Annotated in this window: 15 protein-coding genes and 1 tRNA gene; 6 read left to right on the top strand and 10 right to left on the bottom strand. The window is 68.6% G+C overall.

Annotation, left to right across the window (positions count from 1 at the left end; all coding sequences use genetic code 11):
* The first annotated feature begins 422 nt into the window (after positions 1 to 422).
* The gene (locus tag I2501_RS30765; protein ID WP_196197581.1) at positions 423 to 2789 is read left to right on the top strand and encodes a transglycosylase domain-containing protein; all 2367 of its coding nucleotides are present in this window, start codon (positions 423 to 425) and stop codon (positions 2787 to 2789) included.
* Between the two features lie 169 nt (positions 2790 to 2958).
* On the opposite strand, the gene I2501_RS30770 is transcribed toward I2501_RS30765, so the two are convergent.
* From I2501_RS30770 to I2501_RS30790, 5 genes are all read right to left on the bottom strand, one after another.
* Complete coding sequence (locus tag I2501_RS30770; RefSeq protein WP_196197582.1) at positions 2959 to 3420, bottom strand: GNAT family N-acetyltransferase; 462 nt, start codon at positions 3418 to 3420, stop codon at positions 2959 to 2961.
* Positions 3421 to 3490: 70 nt separating this feature from the next.
* Positions 3491 to 4894, bottom strand: coding sequence for a dihydrolipoyl dehydrogenase (lpdA, locus tag I2501_RS30775; RefSeq protein ID WP_196197583.1), 1404 nt, complete (start codon positions 4892 to 4894; stop codon positions 3491 to 3493).
* 141 nt (positions 4895 to 5035) lie between these two features.
* Complete coding sequence (locus I2501_RS30780; protein ID WP_196197584.1) at positions 5036 to 5338, bottom strand: hypothetical protein; 303 nt, start codon at positions 5336 to 5338, stop codon at positions 5036 to 5038.
* Positions 5339 to 5395: 57 nt separating this feature from the next.
* Complete coding sequence (locus I2501_RS30785) at positions 5396 to 5764, bottom strand: GroES family chaperonin (protein WP_196197585.1); 369 nt, start codon at positions 5762 to 5764, stop codon at positions 5396 to 5398.
* A 77-nt stretch (positions 5765 to 5841) separates the two neighbouring features.
* Positions 5842 to 6183 (bottom strand): DUF3618 domain-containing protein, encoded by a 342-nt coding sequence (locus tag I2501_RS30790; RefSeq protein WP_196197586.1) that lies wholly within the window; start codon positions 6181 to 6183, stop codon positions 5842 to 5844.
* A gap of 193 nt (positions 6184 to 6376) precedes the next feature.
* Between I2501_RS30790 and bcp the strand changes: the two genes are divergently transcribed.
* The gene (gene bcp / locus I2501_RS30795; protein WP_196197587.1) at positions 6377 to 6844 is read left to right on the top strand and encodes a thioredoxin-dependent thiol peroxidase; all 468 of its coding nucleotides are present in this window, start codon (positions 6377 to 6379) and stop codon (positions 6842 to 6844) included.
* 77 nt (positions 6845 to 6921) lie between these two features.
* Here the strand turns inward: bcp and I2501_RS30800 are convergent, their stop codons facing one another.
* A complete protein-coding gene (locus I2501_RS30800; RefSeq protein ID WP_196197588.1) occupies positions 6922 to 9264 on the bottom strand; it encodes a glycosyl hydrolase family 18 protein in 2343 nt (780 codons plus the stop codon).
* Between the two features lie 154 nt (positions 9265 to 9418).
* Positions 9419 to 10909 carry a carbohydrate binding domain-containing protein gene (locus I2501_RS30805; RefSeq protein WP_236047564.1) on the bottom strand — a complete coding sequence of 497 codons (1491 nt, stop codon included), beginning with the start codon at positions 10907 to 10909 and terminating at the stop codon, positions 9419 to 9421.
* A gap of 382 nt (positions 10910 to 11291) precedes the next feature.
* Between I2501_RS30805 and I2501_RS30810 the strand changes: the two genes are divergently transcribed.
* Together I2501_RS30810 and I2501_RS30815 are read left to right on the top strand one after the other, a co-directional pair.
* Positions 11292 to 11963 (top strand): HNH endonuclease signature motif containing protein, encoded by a 672-nt coding sequence (locus I2501_RS30810; RefSeq protein WP_196197590.1) that lies wholly within the window; start codon positions 11292 to 11294, stop codon positions 11961 to 11963.
* A gap of 17 nt (positions 11964 to 11980) precedes the next feature.
* Positions 11981 to 12065 (top strand) — tRNA-Leu (locus tag I2501_RS30815).
* Positions 12066 to 12123: 58 nt separating this feature from the next.
* On the opposite strand, the gene rdgB is transcribed toward I2501_RS30815, so the two are convergent.
* The 3 genes from rdgB to I2501_RS30830 all read right to left on the bottom strand — a co-directional run bounded on the left by rdgB (position 12124) and on the right by I2501_RS30830 (position 13917).
* Positions 12124 to 12738 carry an RdgB/HAM1 family non-canonical purine NTP pyrophosphatase gene (gene rdgB / locus I2501_RS30820; RefSeq protein WP_196197591.1) on the bottom strand — a complete coding sequence of 205 codons (615 nt, stop codon included), beginning with the start codon at positions 12736 to 12738 and terminating at the stop codon, positions 12124 to 12126.
* A gap of 4 nt (positions 12739 to 12742) precedes the next feature.
* A complete protein-coding gene (rph, locus tag I2501_RS30825) occupies positions 12743 to 13468 on the bottom strand; it encodes a ribonuclease PH (protein WP_196197592.1) in 726 nt (241 codons plus the stop codon).
* 215 nt (positions 13469 to 13683) lie between these two features.
* The gene (locus I2501_RS30830; protein WP_196197593.1) at positions 13684 to 13917 is read right to left on the bottom strand and encodes a glucose PTS transporter subunit EIIB; all 234 of its coding nucleotides are present in this window, start codon (positions 13915 to 13917) and stop codon (positions 13684 to 13686) included.
* A gap of 277 nt (positions 13918 to 14194) precedes the next feature.
* Here I2501_RS30830 and I2501_RS30835 point away from each other — a divergent pair, with 277 nt between their 5' ends.
* Both I2501_RS30835 and I2501_RS30840 read left to right on the top strand, forming a co-directional pair.
* On the top strand, positions 14195 to 15436 hold the full coding sequence (locus I2501_RS30835) for a PTS transporter subunit EIIC (RefSeq protein WP_236047566.1): 1242 nt from the start codon (positions 14195 to 14197) through the stop codon (positions 15434 to 15436).
* 136 nt (positions 15437 to 15572) lie between these two features.
* The gene (locus I2501_RS30840) at positions 15573 to 16838 is read left to right on the top strand and encodes a PTS transporter subunit EIIC (RefSeq protein ID WP_196197594.1); all 1266 of its coding nucleotides are present in this window, start codon (positions 15573 to 15575) and stop codon (positions 16836 to 16838) included.
* Positions 16839 to 16843: the final 5 nt, after the last annotated feature.

Below are 16843 nucleotides of genomic sequence, written 5' to 3' on the forward strand. Positions count from 1 at the left end.
GCATTCGCGCGGGAACGCCGAAATGGCCCCGTTCGCCGGCACCCGGGGGGTGCCACGAAGGGGCTCTCGCCAACGCTCTTCGGTTGTGGGTTCTCCTGTGGAACAACCGGACCACAGCAAGGGTTCGGCGGACGGTCCGACGAGCAGACTGTCCTCGAACCCACTGTGACCCAGCTCTCACAGCGTAGCCGAGGCGCACGCAGGACTGTCACAGGCCCGCCACAAAACGCCCTTCGGCGCGATCTTTGTTCGCCACCGCACGATCGATCCGGCAGAGTAGACGAGAATGCCACGATTCGGGCGTTTAATGATCAAGCGGGCGAGGCAGCGCAAGCGGCCTCGCCCCTGAGGTTCTGCAGGACAGCAGGTCCGGGCAGGTCGAAGGCGAAGCGCAGTACGGCATGGGCAGGAGCGACAGAGGCATGGACCGCAGAGACGATCCGGACAGCCTCGCCAACCCCATGGACCGCGCCACGCTGGAGGCTGAGGACCGGGCCGAAGGAGGCGGCATGGGCGCCAGCGGGCGCGATCGACGGCGGGCGAAGAAGGCGGCCCGCAGGGCGCGACGCAGGGCCATGCCCTGGTACCGCCGGGCGATCCCGACCTGGCGCATGTCCGCGGTGGGCCTGCTCTGCCTGGTCGGCCTCGGCGTCGCCGCCTTCGTCGGCATCTACCTGCGGGTCGAGCCGCCGAACGCCAACGCCGCCGCCGTGGCGCAGGCCAACGTCTACTACTACTCCGACGGCAAGACGGAGATCGGGCAGACCGGCGACATGAACCGGATCATCGTCCCGCTCGACCAGATCTCGCCGGAGATGCAGCACGCGGCCGTCTCCGCGGAGGACCGCACCTTCTACACCAACCAGGGCGTCAGCCCCACCGGCATGCTCCGCGCCGCCTGGGACACCCTGAACGGCCGTGGCGTGCAGGGCGGTTCGACCATCACCCAGCAGTACGTGAAGAACTACTACCTGAACCAGCAGCAGACCCTCAGCCGCAAGGTCAAGGAGTTCTTCATCTCGCTCAAGGTCGACCAGACCGAGAGCAAGGGCGACATCCTCGCGGGCTACCTCAACACCTCCTACTTCGGCCGCAACGCGTACGGCATCCAGGCCGCCGCGCAGGCCTACTACGGCATCAACGCCTCGCAGTTGAACGCCGAGCAGAGCGCCTACCTGGCCGCCCTGCTGCAGGCGCCCAGCGCGTACGACGTGACCACCGCGACCCCGGCCGGCAAGCAGGCCGCGACGGACCGCTGGAACTACGTCCTCGACGGCATGGCCAAGCTCGGCTATCTGACGCCGCAGCAACGCGCCCAGGCCACGTTCCCCAAGGTCAAGCCGGTCGCCCCGGTCAAGGGCCTGTCGGGCCAGGCGGGTTACCTGATCGACGCCGCGGACAACTACCTGGTCAGCAACAACGTCGTCACCAGGGACCAGCTGGCGCAGGGCGGTTGGAAGGTCGTCACCACCTTCGACAAGAACGACCAGAAGAACCTGGTCAGTTCGGTCCGGACCGAGCTCAGCAACGCGCTGCCGAACACCTCGAAGGCCAAGGACGTCCGCGCGGCGTCCGCCTCGGTCGACCCCGGCACCGGCAAGATCGTCGCGCTCTACGGCGGCCCGGACTACGCGTCCCAGCCGTACAACGACGCGCTGCGCACCGACATCCAGGTCGGCTCCACGTTCAAGGCCTTCGACCTGGCCGCCGCGCTGCAGAACAACGCGGTCACCCAGTCCGGCCAGCCGATCACCCCGTACACCCTCTACGACGGCACCAGCGGCCGTCAGCTCCAGGGCCTGCCGCCGAACATTCCGGCCTGGGCCCCACCGAACGAGGACAACGTCAACTACGGCGAGATCTCCGTCCAGAACGCCATGGACAACTCGGTCAACTCGGTCTTCGCGCAGCTGTCGGTGGACGCTGGCCTGAGCCAGGTCCGCCAGGCCGCGATCGCCGCCGGTCTGCCCGCGGACACCCCGTCGATGAGCGCGGACACGGCGACGCTGTCGATCGGCGTCGCGTCCCCCAACGCGGTCCAGATGGCGGGCGCGTATGCGACCTTCGCCAACCACGGCATGCAGATCACCCCGTGGGCGGTGCAGTCGATCTCCAACGCCAACCTGGGTGAGAACCCGAGCCTGCCGAGCCACACCGCGAAGCAGGCGTTCAGCCGCAATGTCGCCGACACGGTCACCCAGGTCCTCGAGGGCGTCATCCAGAACGGCACCGGCGCGAAGGCCCAGGCCCTGGGCCGCGACGCGGCGGGCAAGACGGGCACCACCGACAGCAACCTGTCCGCCTGGTTCGTCGGCTACACCCCGCAACTGTCCACGGCCGTCGGCCTGTTCGCCCAGCACGGTGCGAGCACGCGCGAGTCGCTGGGCTCCGCCGCCGGCCTCAGCCGCGTCAACGGCGGCAGCTTCCCGACGGCGATCTGGACCGACTACATGACGGCGGCCCTGGCCGACCAGCCGGACCAGCCGTTCGACCTCCAGACCGGCAACTGGCTGACCGCGCCGACGCAGCAGCCGACCACGGCGCCGACCCCGACGTCCCCGGCCACCCCGTCCCCGACGATCACCCCGTCCCCGGGCAACACCGGCGCCACTCCCACCACCGGCGGCACGACCGGCGGCGGCACCACCCCGCCGACCACCCCGGCCTCCCCGCCCTACACCCCGCCGACCACCAACCCCTCCACCCCCTCAACCCCCTCGGGCCCCCCGCTCCCCAACCCGAGCGGCAGCGCAGGCGGCGGCCACGCCCAGGCGCCGCTGGTGCCTTAAGGACTTCGTCGCAGGGAAGTTGCAACACCTCAGGGGCGCGGGGAACTGCGCGAGGAACCACTGACATGCGGATGGCCCTGTGAGGTCGGGGCTCTCCCGCGCAGGGTGGCTTGTCGCGCAGTTCCTCGCGCCCCCTGGGGAGTTGCAACGTCCCCTCTTCAGCAGATGGTCACCCCAGCGCCCGCTCGAAGAGCACAAGGCTCGTGCCCGCCCCGTTGTACCCGTCCACCGGCCCCGCGGCCGTGAAGCCCAGTGCCTTGTGGAACGCGATCGACCCCTCGTTCCGCGGCGAGGTGACCGCGCGGACCACGCTGCGGCCCGCCTGCGTCGCGTACGCGAAGAACTCGCGGTAGAAGCCGCTCGCCAGACCGGTGCCCCGCTGGGACGGGTCAACGCCGACGAAGTGGATGTACGCCTCCTCCGGAAGGGAGGGCGAGAGGAACGCGACGAAGAACCCGGCCAGCCGGGCGTCGTCCGCGCCCTCCGCCACGCGGCTCGTGGCGTGGAAGTGGTCCAGGTAGAGCCGGGGCAGGGTGGCCGTGATCGGGCGACCCCACCACTCGTCCGCCACCGCGACGATCCGGTCGTAGTCCGCGGGTACCGCCTGACGCACAAAAACATCTGAGGGCATGGAGCCATCGTGCTCCATGCCCTCAGCGCGATCAACGACAATCGGTCGTCGGCAGCCTACTGACGCCGCGTCAGAAGTTGATCATGTGCCCGGCCAGGCCGTGGATGGCCTCCTTGACCGCCTCGCCCAGCGTCGGGTGCGCATGCACGTTGCGGGCGACCTCGTTGACCGTCAGGTCCCACTGCTGGGCCAGCGTCAGCTCCGGCAGGAGCTCGGTGACGTCGGGGCCGATCAGGTGCGCGCCGAGCAACTCGCCGTACTTGGCGTCGGCGATGATCTTGACGAAGCCGCCCGGGTCGCCGATGCCGTGCGCCTTGCCGTTGGCCGTGAACGGGAACTTGGCGACCTTGACGTCGAAGCCCTTCTCGCGCGCCTGCGCCTCGGTCCAGCCGAAGCTGGCGATCTGCGGCTGGCAGTAGGTGGCGCGCGGGACCATCACGTAGTCCAACGACATGGTCTCCGCGTCGCCGATGGTCTCGGCCGCGATGACGCCCATGGACTCGGCGGCGTGTGCCAGCATCAGCTTGGCCGTGACGTCACCGATGGCGAAGATGTGCGGAACGTTGGTGCGGCAGTACTCGTCGACGTCGATCGCGCCGCGCTCGGTCAGCGCCACGCCGGTGTTCTCCAGGCCGTAGCCGGTGACGCGCGGGGCGAAGCCGATGGCCTGGAGGACCTTGTCGGCCTCCAGCACCTTCTGCGAGCCGTCCTTGGTGGTGACCGTGACGCGGACCTTCTCGCCGCTGTCGTCGATCGAGTCGACCCGGGTCGAGGTCAGCACGTCGATGCCGAGCTTGCGGTAGCGCTTGGCCAGCTCCGCCGAGACGTCCGCGTCCTCCAGCGGGACCATCCGGTCCAGGAACTCGACGATGGTGACCTTGACGCCGTAGTTGTGCAGCACGTACGCGAACTCGACGCCGATCGCGCCGGCGCCCGCGATGATGATGCTCTCCGGCAGCGAGTCGCTGAGGATCTGCTCCTCGTAGGTGACCACGCGCGGGCTCAGCGAGGTGCCCGGCAGCAGCTTGGTGGTCGCGCCCGCGGCGATGATGCAGTGGTCGAAAGTGACCGTCTCGGTGCCGCCGTCGCTCAGGGCGACCTGCAGGGTGTTGGCGCCGACGAAGGTGCCGCGGCCCTGGAACTGCTTGATCTTGTTCTTCTTCATCAGGAAGTGGACGCCCTTGACCCGGCCGTCCGCGACCTGGCGGCTGCGCTCGAACGCCGCCTTGTAGTCGAAGCTGACCTTCCCCTCGACCCGGATGCCGAAGGTGTCCGCCTCCTGGGTGAACAGGTGGGCAAGCTCCGCGTTGCGCAGCAGCGCCTTGGAGGGGATGCAGCCCACGTTCAGGCAGACCCCGCCCCAGTACTTCTCCTCCACGATCGCCGTGGTCAGGCCCAGCTGCGCCGACCGGATCGCGGCCACGTAACCGCCGGGGCCAGCCCCCAGCACCACCACATCAAAGTGCTCGCTCATGCCCCGGACTCTACGCCGTTCGCGGGGCCCCCACCTGGGCTGTGATCAGAGATACAGACCCGTGTTGCCGTCCGTGTCCCCTCCGCTTCTCCGGCAGGACCGAGCTCGCCGGAGAAGCGGAGGGGAGCGTGTCGAACCGGGTCAGTCCTCGATCTCGATGCCCTGGCCGGACCCGTTGGACGAGGTCACACCCTCGATGGTGCCGGCCGCCACGTTGGAGCACAGGACGATGGAGCCGCCGGAGTACCTGACGTACCCCTCCGTGCACGCGCCCCAGTTCCCGTTGCCGTAGTAGAGCCAGCCCTCGTAGGTGACACCGACCTGGCCCGACCACAGGTTGAAGTCGTGGCAGGTGGTCGCGCTCGGCTTGGTGAACTCCGAGCCGCCGAAGAACTCGGGGAGACCGTGCCTGTTGGTTCCCGACGTGCCCGTCGTGCCGTTCACCTCGTCCCATGACGAACTGACGGGACGGCGGACCTCAGCTGACGGGACCGGAGCGGACTACAGATAGAGCCCCGTGCTGCTGCCGTCCGCCTCGCTCACCCGCTCGGACGCCACCGCGTGGATGTCGCGCTCGCGCAGCAGCACGTAGAGCGTGCCGCGCACCTCGACCTCGGCGCGGTCCTCCGGGTCGTAGAGGACCCGGTCGCCGGGCTCGATGCTGCGCACGTTCTGGCCCACGGCGACCGCCTCCGCCCAGGCGCATCGCTTGGAGAGCTCTGCGGTCGCCGGGATCAGGATGCCGCCGGTGGAGCGACGATCCCCCTCCGGGCCCTCGGTGCGCACCAGGACCCGGTCGTGCAGCATCCGGATCGGCAGCTTCTCGCCGAAGGAGGAGTCGTGCTTCTTGCTCACAGTCCCGTCCGCCATCTCATCCACGTTCACTCGGAACGTCCGCGTTCACGCAGAAACCGTACAGGCAGCCGGAGGCTCCCTCTTCCGACGGACTACTTCCTCCGGCGCAGCAGGACCAGGCCCACCACGACCGCGGCGCCGACCGCGGCCACCGGCACCACACGCTCCTTGCGGAGCTGGCCCTTCTCGTCCACGAACTGCGCCTTCACCTGCTCGACGCCGCGGTTGACGGCGACGAAGGCCTGGCCGACGGTGCGGTCCACGGTCGCCTTGGCCTGCTCCCTCGCCTGACCGATCAGCGTCGAGGGATGCACCGCGACGGCCAGCTCGTCGAGCGTCGCCGCCAGCTGGGTGCGGGTGCGGACGATGTCCGCCTCGATCTGGGCAGCGCTGCGCCTGTCCCGGCTCTCGTCCCTGGTGCTGACCTCGCCCACGAGGACACCTCTCTCGCTCGCCTACCCGACTGTTACTCCTAGCGGACAGTCTGTCAGGTCGCACCGCCTCGCGCGCAGCGGCACCCCGCTCCGGCTCAGGTCGCGCCGGGTCCGGACCTGTCCCGACCGGTCCGGACCGCTCCGAGCCTGTCCCGACCGGTCCGCGTCGGTGGCAGGCGGTACCGTCGGCAGCATGAGTGCCCGACTTCAGCCTGGCGACACCGCCCCCGCCTTCACCCTGCCCGACGCCGACGGCAAGCCCGTCTCCCTGGCGGACCACCTCGGCCGCAAGGTCATCGTCTACTTCTACCCGGCCGCACTGACACCTGGCTGCACCAAGCAGGCGTGCGACTTCACCGACAACCTGGACGTGCTGGCCGAGGCCGGGTACGACGTCATCGGCGTCTCCCCCGACAAGCCCGAGAAGCTGGCCAAGTTCCGCGAGAAGGAGCACCTCAAGGTCACCCTGGTGGCCGACCCCGAGAAGGAGGTGCTCCAGGCGTACGGGGCCTTCGGCGAGAAGACCATGTACGGCAAGACGGTGACCGGCGTGATCCGCTCCACCTTCGTCGTCGACGAGCAGGGCAAGATCGAGCACGCCTTCTACAACGTCCGGGCGACCGGCCACGTCGCCAAGCTGATCAAGGACCTCAAGGTCTGATCCGTCCCGCGCACGTACACGCGGAAGCCCCCGCCGGGCGTAGCGCAGCGGGGGCTTCGTGCGGTCAGGACTGCCGGTTACTGCATGGACCCGGTCATCGCGTGGATCAGCGAGCCGGAGGAGTCGTCGCCCTCGAACGAGAAGGCGAAGATGCCGCCCAGACCGTTCGCGGTGGCGTAGGCGCCGCGCGCGGCGATCGCCTGCGGGGTGTCGCCGGTGTAGAAGTCACCGTTGCTGTAGATCCACGAGCTCTGGGTGGTCGGGTCCCAGTGCACCGTGGACCCCGTCGTCAGACCCTGGGCCGCCAGCTCCTTCCAGTCGGCGATGCCCGCCTGCTGGGTGTAGGTCTGCACGGGGCTGGCCCCGGTCGCCGTCTGGTACAGGCCGTAGTTGCTGCCCGCCGGGACACCGCTCCACCCACGGAAGTAGAACGGGACGCCGAGCACCAGCTTGGACGCCGGGAACCCGCCCGTGATGCCGTAGGCCGAGTCTCCGGTGGTGTACGCCTTGATCGTCTCGTCGATGTTGTACTTCTCCGTGCCCGGGGCGACCGGGGTGCTCGGGTCGTTCGGGGTGTCGTGCAGCGGGTCCTGGAAATTCGTCGGACCCGTGGACTCCCAGGCGCCGTGCATGTCGTAGGTCATGATGTCGCCGTAGTCCAGGTACTTCGAGATCGCGGCGGGCTGGATCAGCGCGATCTTGTCCTGGCCGGACGGCAGCGCCGCCGTCAGCAGGTAGTGCTTGCCCACCTGCGCGCCGTACGCGTCCAGCTCGCTGCGGAACTCGCCGAGCAGCGCGGTGTAGTTGGCGGTGTCCGCGGCCGAGTAGTGGTTGCCCGTGTGGCCGTTGGCCGACGCCGGGTACTCCCAGTCGATGTCGATCCCGTCGAACAGACCCGCCGCCGAGCCCGCACCGCCGGACGCGTCACCGGCGACGCCGGTCGGCAGGTTGCCCTTGATGAACATGTCGATGCAGGACGAGACGAACTTCTTGCGCGACGCGTCCGTGGCGGCCACGTCGGAGAAGTACTTGGAGTACGTCCAGCCACCGATGGAGAGGACGATCCGCAGGTTCGGGTACTTCGCCTTGAGCTCGCGCAGCTGGTTGAAGTTGCCCTTGATCGGCTGCGACCAGGCGTCGGACGAGCCGTCCACCGAGATGTCGCTGGTGTACGACTTCTGGTAGTCGGCGAACGCGTCGCCCGCGCCGTCACCGGCGTTGGGGTCCGACTCGTTGGTCGAGTCCGAGGCCTTGACCGTCTCGAAGCAGGTCAGGTTGGTCGGATCGATGTTCTCGAACGCGTACGTCATCACCTTGAGGCCGGAGGCCGCGCCCGAGGTGTCCACGTTCTTCGGGTAGTACGCGTTGCCGTAGATCGACCACTGGTCGAAGTACGCGGACTTCATCGCGCCCGTCGGCAGCGCACCCGTGGTCGCCGAGACCGGCGCGGACTGCGCCGAGGCGTGGCCGTCCTTGTCGTAGCCCTGGACGGTGAAGCTGTAGGCGGTGTTCGGCTGCAGCGAACTGACGGTGACCGAGGTGCCCATCGAGGTCGCGACCAGGTTGGCCCCGTTGTAGACGTAGTACGCCGGGGCGTCGCCGGTCTGCGAGTTGTCGGTGGAGGCACTCCAGGAGAGCGTCACTGCGTTGCTCGTGACCTTGGCCGTGATCCCCGTCGGGGCGGTGACCAGGCCGTCGCCACCGGGCGCGCCAGTGCCGCCGGTGGACGTCGGCGACGCGGACGGGCTGGCGCTCGCGGACGACGACGGCGAGGAGGTCGGGGAGGACGACGGCGACGCGGACGCGCTGGCCGAAGCCGAGGACGACGGCGAGGCCGACGCCGAAGCGCTGGCGGACGGGCTGGAGGTCCCGCCGCCGGAACCACCAGGGCCGGTCAGCGTGAGGTCGTCGGCGTAGAACGTCCCCTCGCCGTACCAGCCGTGCGTGAAGACCTGCACCGACGTGGTGGTCGCCCCGGTGGTGAACGAGGTCGACAGCTGGCCGTAACCGGCGTTGGCCGGCGTCCAGGTGCTGGCGTTGACGCCGGTGCCGGTCGCGCCGAGGTACACGTAGTCGCCCTGCACGAAGCCGGACAGCGTGTAGGTCGTGTTCGGCTGCACCGCGACGTTCTGCGTGCACTGGGCGTCGTCACCGGCCGAGGCAGCGCCCGCCAGCGCGTAACTGCCGGTGTGGACCGGGGTGGTGACCACCGAGTCGAGCGCGGAACAGGTCCAGCCGCTCAGATTGCCGGCCTCGAAGTCGCCGTTCGTCAGAAGATTGCTGGAGGCGGCGCTGGCGCCGGTCAGACCGGCGGCCACCGCAAGGGATCCGGCGACGAGCGCCGTCACCGTCGCCAGGGCGGTGCCGCGTTTCGTCCTCCGCTCCGGGGACGTCGGAACGGGCAGGGAACGCTGGTGCATGGAACTGCTCCGTGGGTTGTGGGGGGTGAAGTGTGCGCCTTACGAGGTGGCGCGGAGTTGTGCGAGGTGTTGCAGAGTGGTGCGCGTGACCACCCGCGCCGGGGTGTGGGGCCTCCCGGCACGGGTGGGGTTGAGGACGGCCGAACGAACGCGGTCAGCCGTTGAACTGGGTGATGATCTTCGTGAAGTCGTACGGGTTCTGCGTCACGCTGGAACACGCGCCGTCGGCCCAGTTGTGCACGACACTCGGGTCGCAGGCACGGTCGCGGTTGATGTCCCAGTAGGAGAACGCCGCAGCGTGGTTGGCCTGCACGTAGCCGAGCAGGTCGGTGAAGGTCTGCTGGGTGTACAGCTCACTGGGCTGGTCGGTGTGACCGTTCATCAGCTGCACCGACAGGTGCGCCCAGGCGGTCTGCGCGTTCCAGCCGTAGAGGGTCTCCAACTGGGCGGCGGTGTCCGAGGCGACGGTCTCGGCGGCAGCGGTCTGGGTGCCGCTGTTGAGCCCGAAGTCGAAGTCCATCAGGTTGACCCGGTCGATCCGCGCACCGTCGTTGATGGCCTGCTGGATCTCGTCCTTGCCGGTGTCGGGCAGACCCACGGTGGTGGCCGGAATCGTCAGCGACACGATCAGGTTGGGATCCTGGGCCTCCAACTGCTTGATGGCGCCCCAACGCACGGCCATGTTGGAGTCCAGCGCGGTGTTCTCCCAGTCCAGGTCGATCCGGGTGAGGCCGTACTTGGTGATCACCGACTGGTACGCGGCGGCGAGCGCGGACGCGCTGCCACAACTGGAGCCCAGCTCCGTGCCGTTGTAGCCACCGAAGGAGACCGCCACGTCACCGCCCGCGGCCCGGACCGCGTTGACGTCGGCGAGCACGGCCGTGTCGGACGAGACGGGAGCCGACGCGTTGCCGCCCCACGCGGGCGTGCAGCCGCCGGAGTCGAGGACGAAGGCCAGATTGAACTGGTTCTCCGAGGAGTTGGCGAGGATGTCGGAGATCGCCTGCGGCGAGTTGTCCAACGGCATGAAGTAGACGGGGTGGTGGAAGCCCGTGTCCACGGGCGGCGGTGTCGTCGCCGTGCTGCTCGGGGAGGCGGACGCGGACGCGCTGGCGGACGCACTGGCACTCGGGCTCGCCGAGGCGCTGGCGCTGGCGCTTGCTGACGTGCTCGGGGACGGGCTGCCCGTCCCGCCACCGCTCGGCGTCGGCCCGACCAGCGACAGCGCGTCCGCGCCGAACGTCCCCTCGCCGTACCAGCCGTGGACCCACACCGTCACGGAGGTGGTGGACGCACCGGTGGTGAAGGTGGTCGACAGCGTCTGCCAACTCGGAGCGGACGCAGTCCAGTTGCTGGTGTCGGTGGTCCCGGTGCCGGTGTCGCCGAGGTAGACGTAGTTGCCCTCGACCTCACCGGAGAGGGTGTACGTGGAGTTCGGCAGCACGGAGACCATCTGCGCACACTGCGCGTCGTCCTGCCCGGCCGGTGTACCCGACAGCGCGTAGGACCCCTGCGCGACAGGGCTGGTGACCACCTTGTCGTTCGCCGAGCAGGACCATCCGGTCAGATCCCCGGACTCGAACCCGCCGTTCACCAACAACTGCCCGGTAGCCGCAGCCTGGGCCGATCCCCCGGCCAGCGCCAAGCCGCCAACTGCCAGCAGCCCGGCGGTACATGTTGCAAGCAGTGCCTTCACTCGGGTGGGACGTCTGTCTTCCATATCTGCTGCCTCCACGAGGGACGTCGTCTCGGGTCAACGGCTGCGCACGCAGATAAATTGGCCTGGACCAACAGTCAGCGTCAAGACCCTGTTTGGCAACGTGTCACTTAAGAGCGCTTAAGGTTCACCAAACAGGCAGCTCAGTGCCATGGTGGCCAAAACTGGCCTAGTCCTATTGGTCTCGACCACATGACTGTCAAACGCGGAGACATGCTGTGACCCAGGTCACTTGCGCGCACCCGTGACGCGCACGTTCGGCCCTCGTTCTTCCGTATGAGATCGGGATCCGAAGCCATGGGGGTGGGCCATGTCGACGCGAGTTCTCTACACGCGCGAGTACCTGTCGGCGGTCGCTGCGGAAGGCGGCCAACTCGACGACATGCTGCGGCGCATGGGCAAGGAGCCCTGCCGATACACCCGGCGCTATCTGCGAAAGCGGCTCATCTCCTACGGCCTTCCCGTCCCGGTCCCGCCCGCCCCAGTGCACACGCCCGAGCTTCTGGCCGAAGCCGTCGCCGCATCTCACAGCTTCGCCGGGGTGGTGCGCCACCTGCACATGCGTCAGGCTGGCGGCACGCAAGCGCATGTCGCCAGGCGGATCAGGGCCTTCGGCATCGACACGAGCCACTTCACCGGCCAGGCGCACAACAAGGGCAAGAGGTGCCCCAGGCTGACCCCTGCCGAGGTTCTCGTTGTACGCCCCTGGAACGCCAAGCGAGTGCCGGGCTCGCGGCTGCGGCAAGCGCTGCGCGAGCTGGGCCGTCCCGACGTCTGCGCCGGCTGCGGCACCGGCCCCCTGTGGTGCGGCAAGGACCTCACCCTGGAGGTCGACCACATCAACGGCGACTGGGCCGACAACCGGCCGGACAACCTCCGCATCCTCTGCCCGAACTGCCACGCCACCACGGACACGTACTGCGGTCGCAACAAGCGAAAGCGCAGTCGGGCGAGCGGCCGGGACAGGACAGTCGGGGAGTAGGTACCATCCTTCTTACTGCGGCCGTGGAGAAATTGGTCAGACTCGCGGGCTTTAGATGCCCGTGCGCGAAAGCGCGTGAGGGTTCGAGTCCCTCCGGCCGCACAGGGAACGAAGGCCCCGCCTCCTCAGGAGGCGGGGCCTTCGTGTCGTTCAGCGCCGGTCAGCCCAGGAGCTCCCGAACCACCGGAGCCAGCGCCCGGAACGCCTCGCCGCGGTGGCTGATCGCGTTCTTCTGGTCCGGTGTCAACTCCGCGCAGGTGACCGTGTATCCGTCCGGCTGGAGGATCGGGTCGTAGCCGAAGCCGTACTCCCCCGCCGGCGCGAAGCGCAGCGTGCCGCGGAGGCGGCCCATGACCACGCGCTCCTCGCCGTTCGGCAGGGCGAGGGCCGCCGCGCAGGCGAAGTGGGCGGCGCGGTGGGGGGTGTCGATGTCGGAGAGCTGGGCGAGCAGCAGCTCCAGGTTGGCGGTGTCGTCGCCGTGCTTGCCCGCCCAGCGGGCGGAGAAGATGCCGGGCGCGCCGCCGAGGACGTCGACGCAGAGGCCGGAGTCGTCCGCGACTGCGGGCAGTCCGGTGGCGCGCGCCAGAGCGTGCGCCTTGAGCAGGGCGTTCTCCGCGAAGGTCACGCCCGTCTCGGGGACGTCCGGCACCTCCGGGTACGCGTCCGCGCCGACCAGGTCGACGTCGAGGCCGGCTGCGCCGAGGATGGCGCGCAGTTCGACGACCTTGTGGGCGTTGCGTGTGGCCAGGACCAGGCGCTGCCGTTCTGCCGCCATCGGTTCAGCCCTCCAGTGCCTTGCGCTGGATCGCGTCCAGCTCCGAGCAGGCCAGCTGGCCGAGGTCGAGCAGCTGGTTGAGCAGGTCGCGGTCGAAGGGCGCACCCTCGGCCGTCCCCTGGACCTCGACGAAGCGGCTGTCGCCGGTGCAGACGATGTTCATGTCGGTCTCGGCGCGGACGTCCTCCTCGTAGCAGAGGTCGGTCAGCGGCTTGCCGTCGACGATGCCGACGCTGACGGCGGAGACCGCGCCGACGATCGGTTCGGCCTTGGCGCGGGTGATCTTCTTGGCCTGGGCCCAGCGCACGGCGTCGACGAGTGCGACGTAGGCGCCGGTGATCGCGGCGGTCCGGGTGCCGCCGTCGGCCTGGAGGACGTCGCAGTCCAGGGCGATGGTGTTCTCCGACAGTGCGCGCAGGTCGATCACGCCGCGCAGCGAACGGCCGATCAGGCGGCTGATCTCGTGGGTCCGGCCGCCGATCTTGCCGCGCACGGACTCGCGGTCGCTGCGGGTGTTGGTGGAGCGGGGCAGCATCGCGTATTCGGCGGTGACCCAGCCTTCGCCGCTGCCGCGTCGCCAGCGCGGGACGCCTTCGGTGACGCTGGCGGTGCAGAGCACCTTGGTGTCGCCGAAGGAGACGAGGACAGAACCCTCGGCGTGCTTGCTCCATCCGCGTTCGATGGTGATGGGACGGAGCTGTTCGGGGCTGCGGCCGTCGATGCGAGTCATGTCCCCGACCCTACCGAAACGACGCGGAACGGACCCGCCCGGACGGCGGTCGGAACGGTTGTCGGAAGACCGGCCCGAGCTGCGGGTACGCCGACGGCCCGCGCAGGCGGGGCGCGGGCCGTCGGTGGTGGACTGACGGGGCGTTCCGCCGCCCGTCAAGCCCTCGGGCCATCAGTCCGTAAGTCAGTCCATAAGTCAGTCCGTGACGCGGTGCGTCACATCATGTCCTCGATGTCCGCGGCGATCGGGTCGGCGTCGGTGCCGATGACGACCTGGATCGCGGTGCCCATCTTGACCACGCCGTGGGCGCCGGCGGCCTTCAGCGCGGCCTCGTCGACCAGGGAGGCGTCGTGGACCTCGGTGCGCAGGCGGGTGATGCAGCCCTCGACCTCTTCGATGTTGTCGATGCCGCCCAGTCCCGCGACGATCTTCTCAGCCTTGCTGGCCATGGGTTCTCCTGTTCTAGGCCGGGACATCCAGTTTTAAGGCAGGTGTCCCGTGATGTCACGTTAACTCACTAATGGCCCAACTTCGCGAGCGAAGATCGCCAAGCACCCCGAGGATGTCCACTACGGGGACGCCTCACATCCAACTGGTCTACACCACTTGCGCACGCGGACCAAACGCGGACGGTCCGTCAGCGGCGAGCAACAGTCGCGAACAACAGTCGTGAACAACAGAGGGGGACCCGACTCGGCCCACGACGACGAGGGAGAAGAGTCGAGCATGAGCACGGCGCAGGCCACCGCAGGGCCGTCCGCCTTCCAGAGCTTCTACAGCGGCATGCAGAAGATGGGACGCAGCCTCCAGCTGCCCGTCGCCGTGCTGCCCGCCGCCGGGATCCTGAACCGGTTGGGCCAGGACGACGTCTTCGGCAAGACCGGTCTGGGCTGGGACAACGTCGCCAAGGTCTTCGCCGCCGCCGGTGGCGCCCTGCTCAACGCCTACATCGGCCTGCCTCTGCTCTTCTGCATCGGCGTCGCGATCGGCATGGCCAAGAAGGCGGACGGCTCGACCGCGCTCGCCGCCGTCGCCGGGTTCCTCGTCTACCGGTGGGTTCTCGACGCCTTCCCGGCCAAGGACGCGCTCGGCCATCCGCAGTTCCCTGGGCAGAACCCGGGCGTGCTGGGCGGCATCCTGGTCGGCCTGATCGCGGCGCGGCTGTGGCAGCGGTTCCACCGCACCAAGCTGGTCGACTGGCTGGGCTTCTTCAACGGTCGCCGTCTCGTGCCGATCCTGATGTCCGGGGTCGGCACGCTGCTCGGCGTCGTCTTCGTCAGCCTCTGGCCGCCGATCGGCTCCGGCCTCAACAGCTTCAGCAACTGGCTGACGCATCTGGGCTGGCTGGGCTCGGGGCTCTTCGGCTTCACCAACCGGCTGCTGCTGCCGATCGGCATGCACCAGCTGCTCAACACCTACGTCTGGTTCCAGTACGGGACGTGGCGCTATCAGGGCCAGACCTACCAGGGCGACATCCCGCGCTTCCTGCACCACGACCCGAGCGCAGGCATCTTCATGACCGGCTTCTTCCCGATCATGATGTTCGCCCTCCCTGCCGCCGCCCTGGCGATGGCGCACTGCGCCAAGCCGAGCCGGCGCAAGGAGGTGATGGGCATGATGATCTCGGTCGGCCTGACCTCCCTCGTCACCGGCGTCACCGAGCCGATCGAGTTCTCCTTCTGCTACATCGCACCGGCGCTCTACGTCCTGCACGCGCTGCTGACCGGCTGCTCGATGGCGATCACCTGGGCGCTCGGCGTCCACGACGGCTTCAGCTTCTCCGCGGGCCTGATCGACTACCTGATCAACTTCAATCTGGCCACCAAACCACTGATCATCCTGCCTGTGGGCGCGGTGTTCGGGGTGGTCTACTACGCCGTCTTCCGCTTCGCAATCACCAGGTTCGATCTCAAGACCCCCGGCCGCGAGGACGACGCCGACGAGCTCGAGGAAGCGAACACCAAGTAGCGGATCGGCACATTCCGGAACATCACAACTCCGAAACGGAGGATTCCGAGGCCGGGTGAAACCGTGTTAAGAATGGTCTACACCACTGAGCCTACGCCTCTGTGGTGTAGACCATTCTTGTCACAAAGGGAACACCATGAGCGCAACCACCGACGCAGGCACGGTGGCCCCCGCAAAGAAGCGGGGCTCGGGCCTCTTCGCAGGCCTCCAGAAGGTCGGACGCAGCCTCCAGCTGCCCGTCGCCGTGCTGCCCGCCGCCGGTCTGCTGATGAGTATCGGCAACCTGATCGGCGCCTACGGCCACGGAGCCTTCTGGACCAAGACCTCGGCCGTGTTCTCCGGAGCCGGTGGCGGCATCCTGGACGCCAAGATCGGCCTGCCCCTGCTCTTCTGCATCGGCGTGGCGATCGGCTTCGCCAAGAAGGCGGACGGCTCGACCGCGCTCGCCGCGGTGGCCGGGTTCCTCGTCTACCACAGCACCCTTGCCGCCTTCCCCGCCTCGGGCACGGTCACGGCGGCGAACCCGACCGGAACGCCGCAGAACCCGGGTGTCCTCGGCGGCATCCTCATCGGCCTGGTGACGGCCGTCGTGTGGCAGCGCTACCACCGCACCAGGCTGGTGGACTGGCTCGGCTTCTTCAACGGCCGCCGCCTGGTGCCGATCCTCATGGCCTTCATCGGCACGGCGTTCGGCATCGTCTTCGGCCTCGCCTGGCAGCCGGTCGGCGACGCGCTCAACAGCTTCAGCACCTGGCTGATCGGCCTCGGTGCGCTGGGCGCCGGTATCTTCGGCGTCGCCAACCGCCTGCTCGTGCCGATCGGCATGCACCAGTTCGTGAACACCTTCGTCTGGTTCCAGGCGGGCTCGTACACTCACGGCGGCACGACCTACCAGGGCGACCTGACCCGCTTCTTCCACGGCGACCCGACGGCCGGTCAGTTCATGGGCGGGTTCTTCCCGATCATGATGTTCGGCCTTCCGGCGGCCGCCCTCGCGATCGCGCACACCGCTCGGCCCGAGCGCCGCAAGGCCGTGATGGGCATGATGATCTCGGTCGCGCTGACGTCCTTCGTCACCGGCGTCACGGAGCCGATCGAGTTCGCCTTCATGTTCCTGGCCCCGGCGCTGTACGTGATCCACGCGCTGCTCACCGGGCTGTCCATGGCGGTCACCTGGGCGCTCGGAGTCCACGCGGGCTTCAACTTCTCCGGGGGCCTGATCGACTACGTGGCGAACTACCACATGGACCAGAAGCCGTGGCTGATCATCCCGATCGGCCTCTGCTTCGCGGTGGTCTACTACGTGGTCTTCCGCGTCGCCATCGTGAAGTTCAACATCAAGACCCCCGGGCGGGAGACCGACGAGGAGCTGGCCGAGCTGGAGGACCTCACCAAGGCCTGAAGGCC

Origin of the sequence: Streptacidiphilus fuscans (assembly GCF_015690355.1) — a bacterium.
Lineage (GTDB): Bacteria > Actinomycetota > Actinomycetes > Streptomycetales > Streptomycetaceae > Streptacidiphilus > Streptacidiphilus fuscans.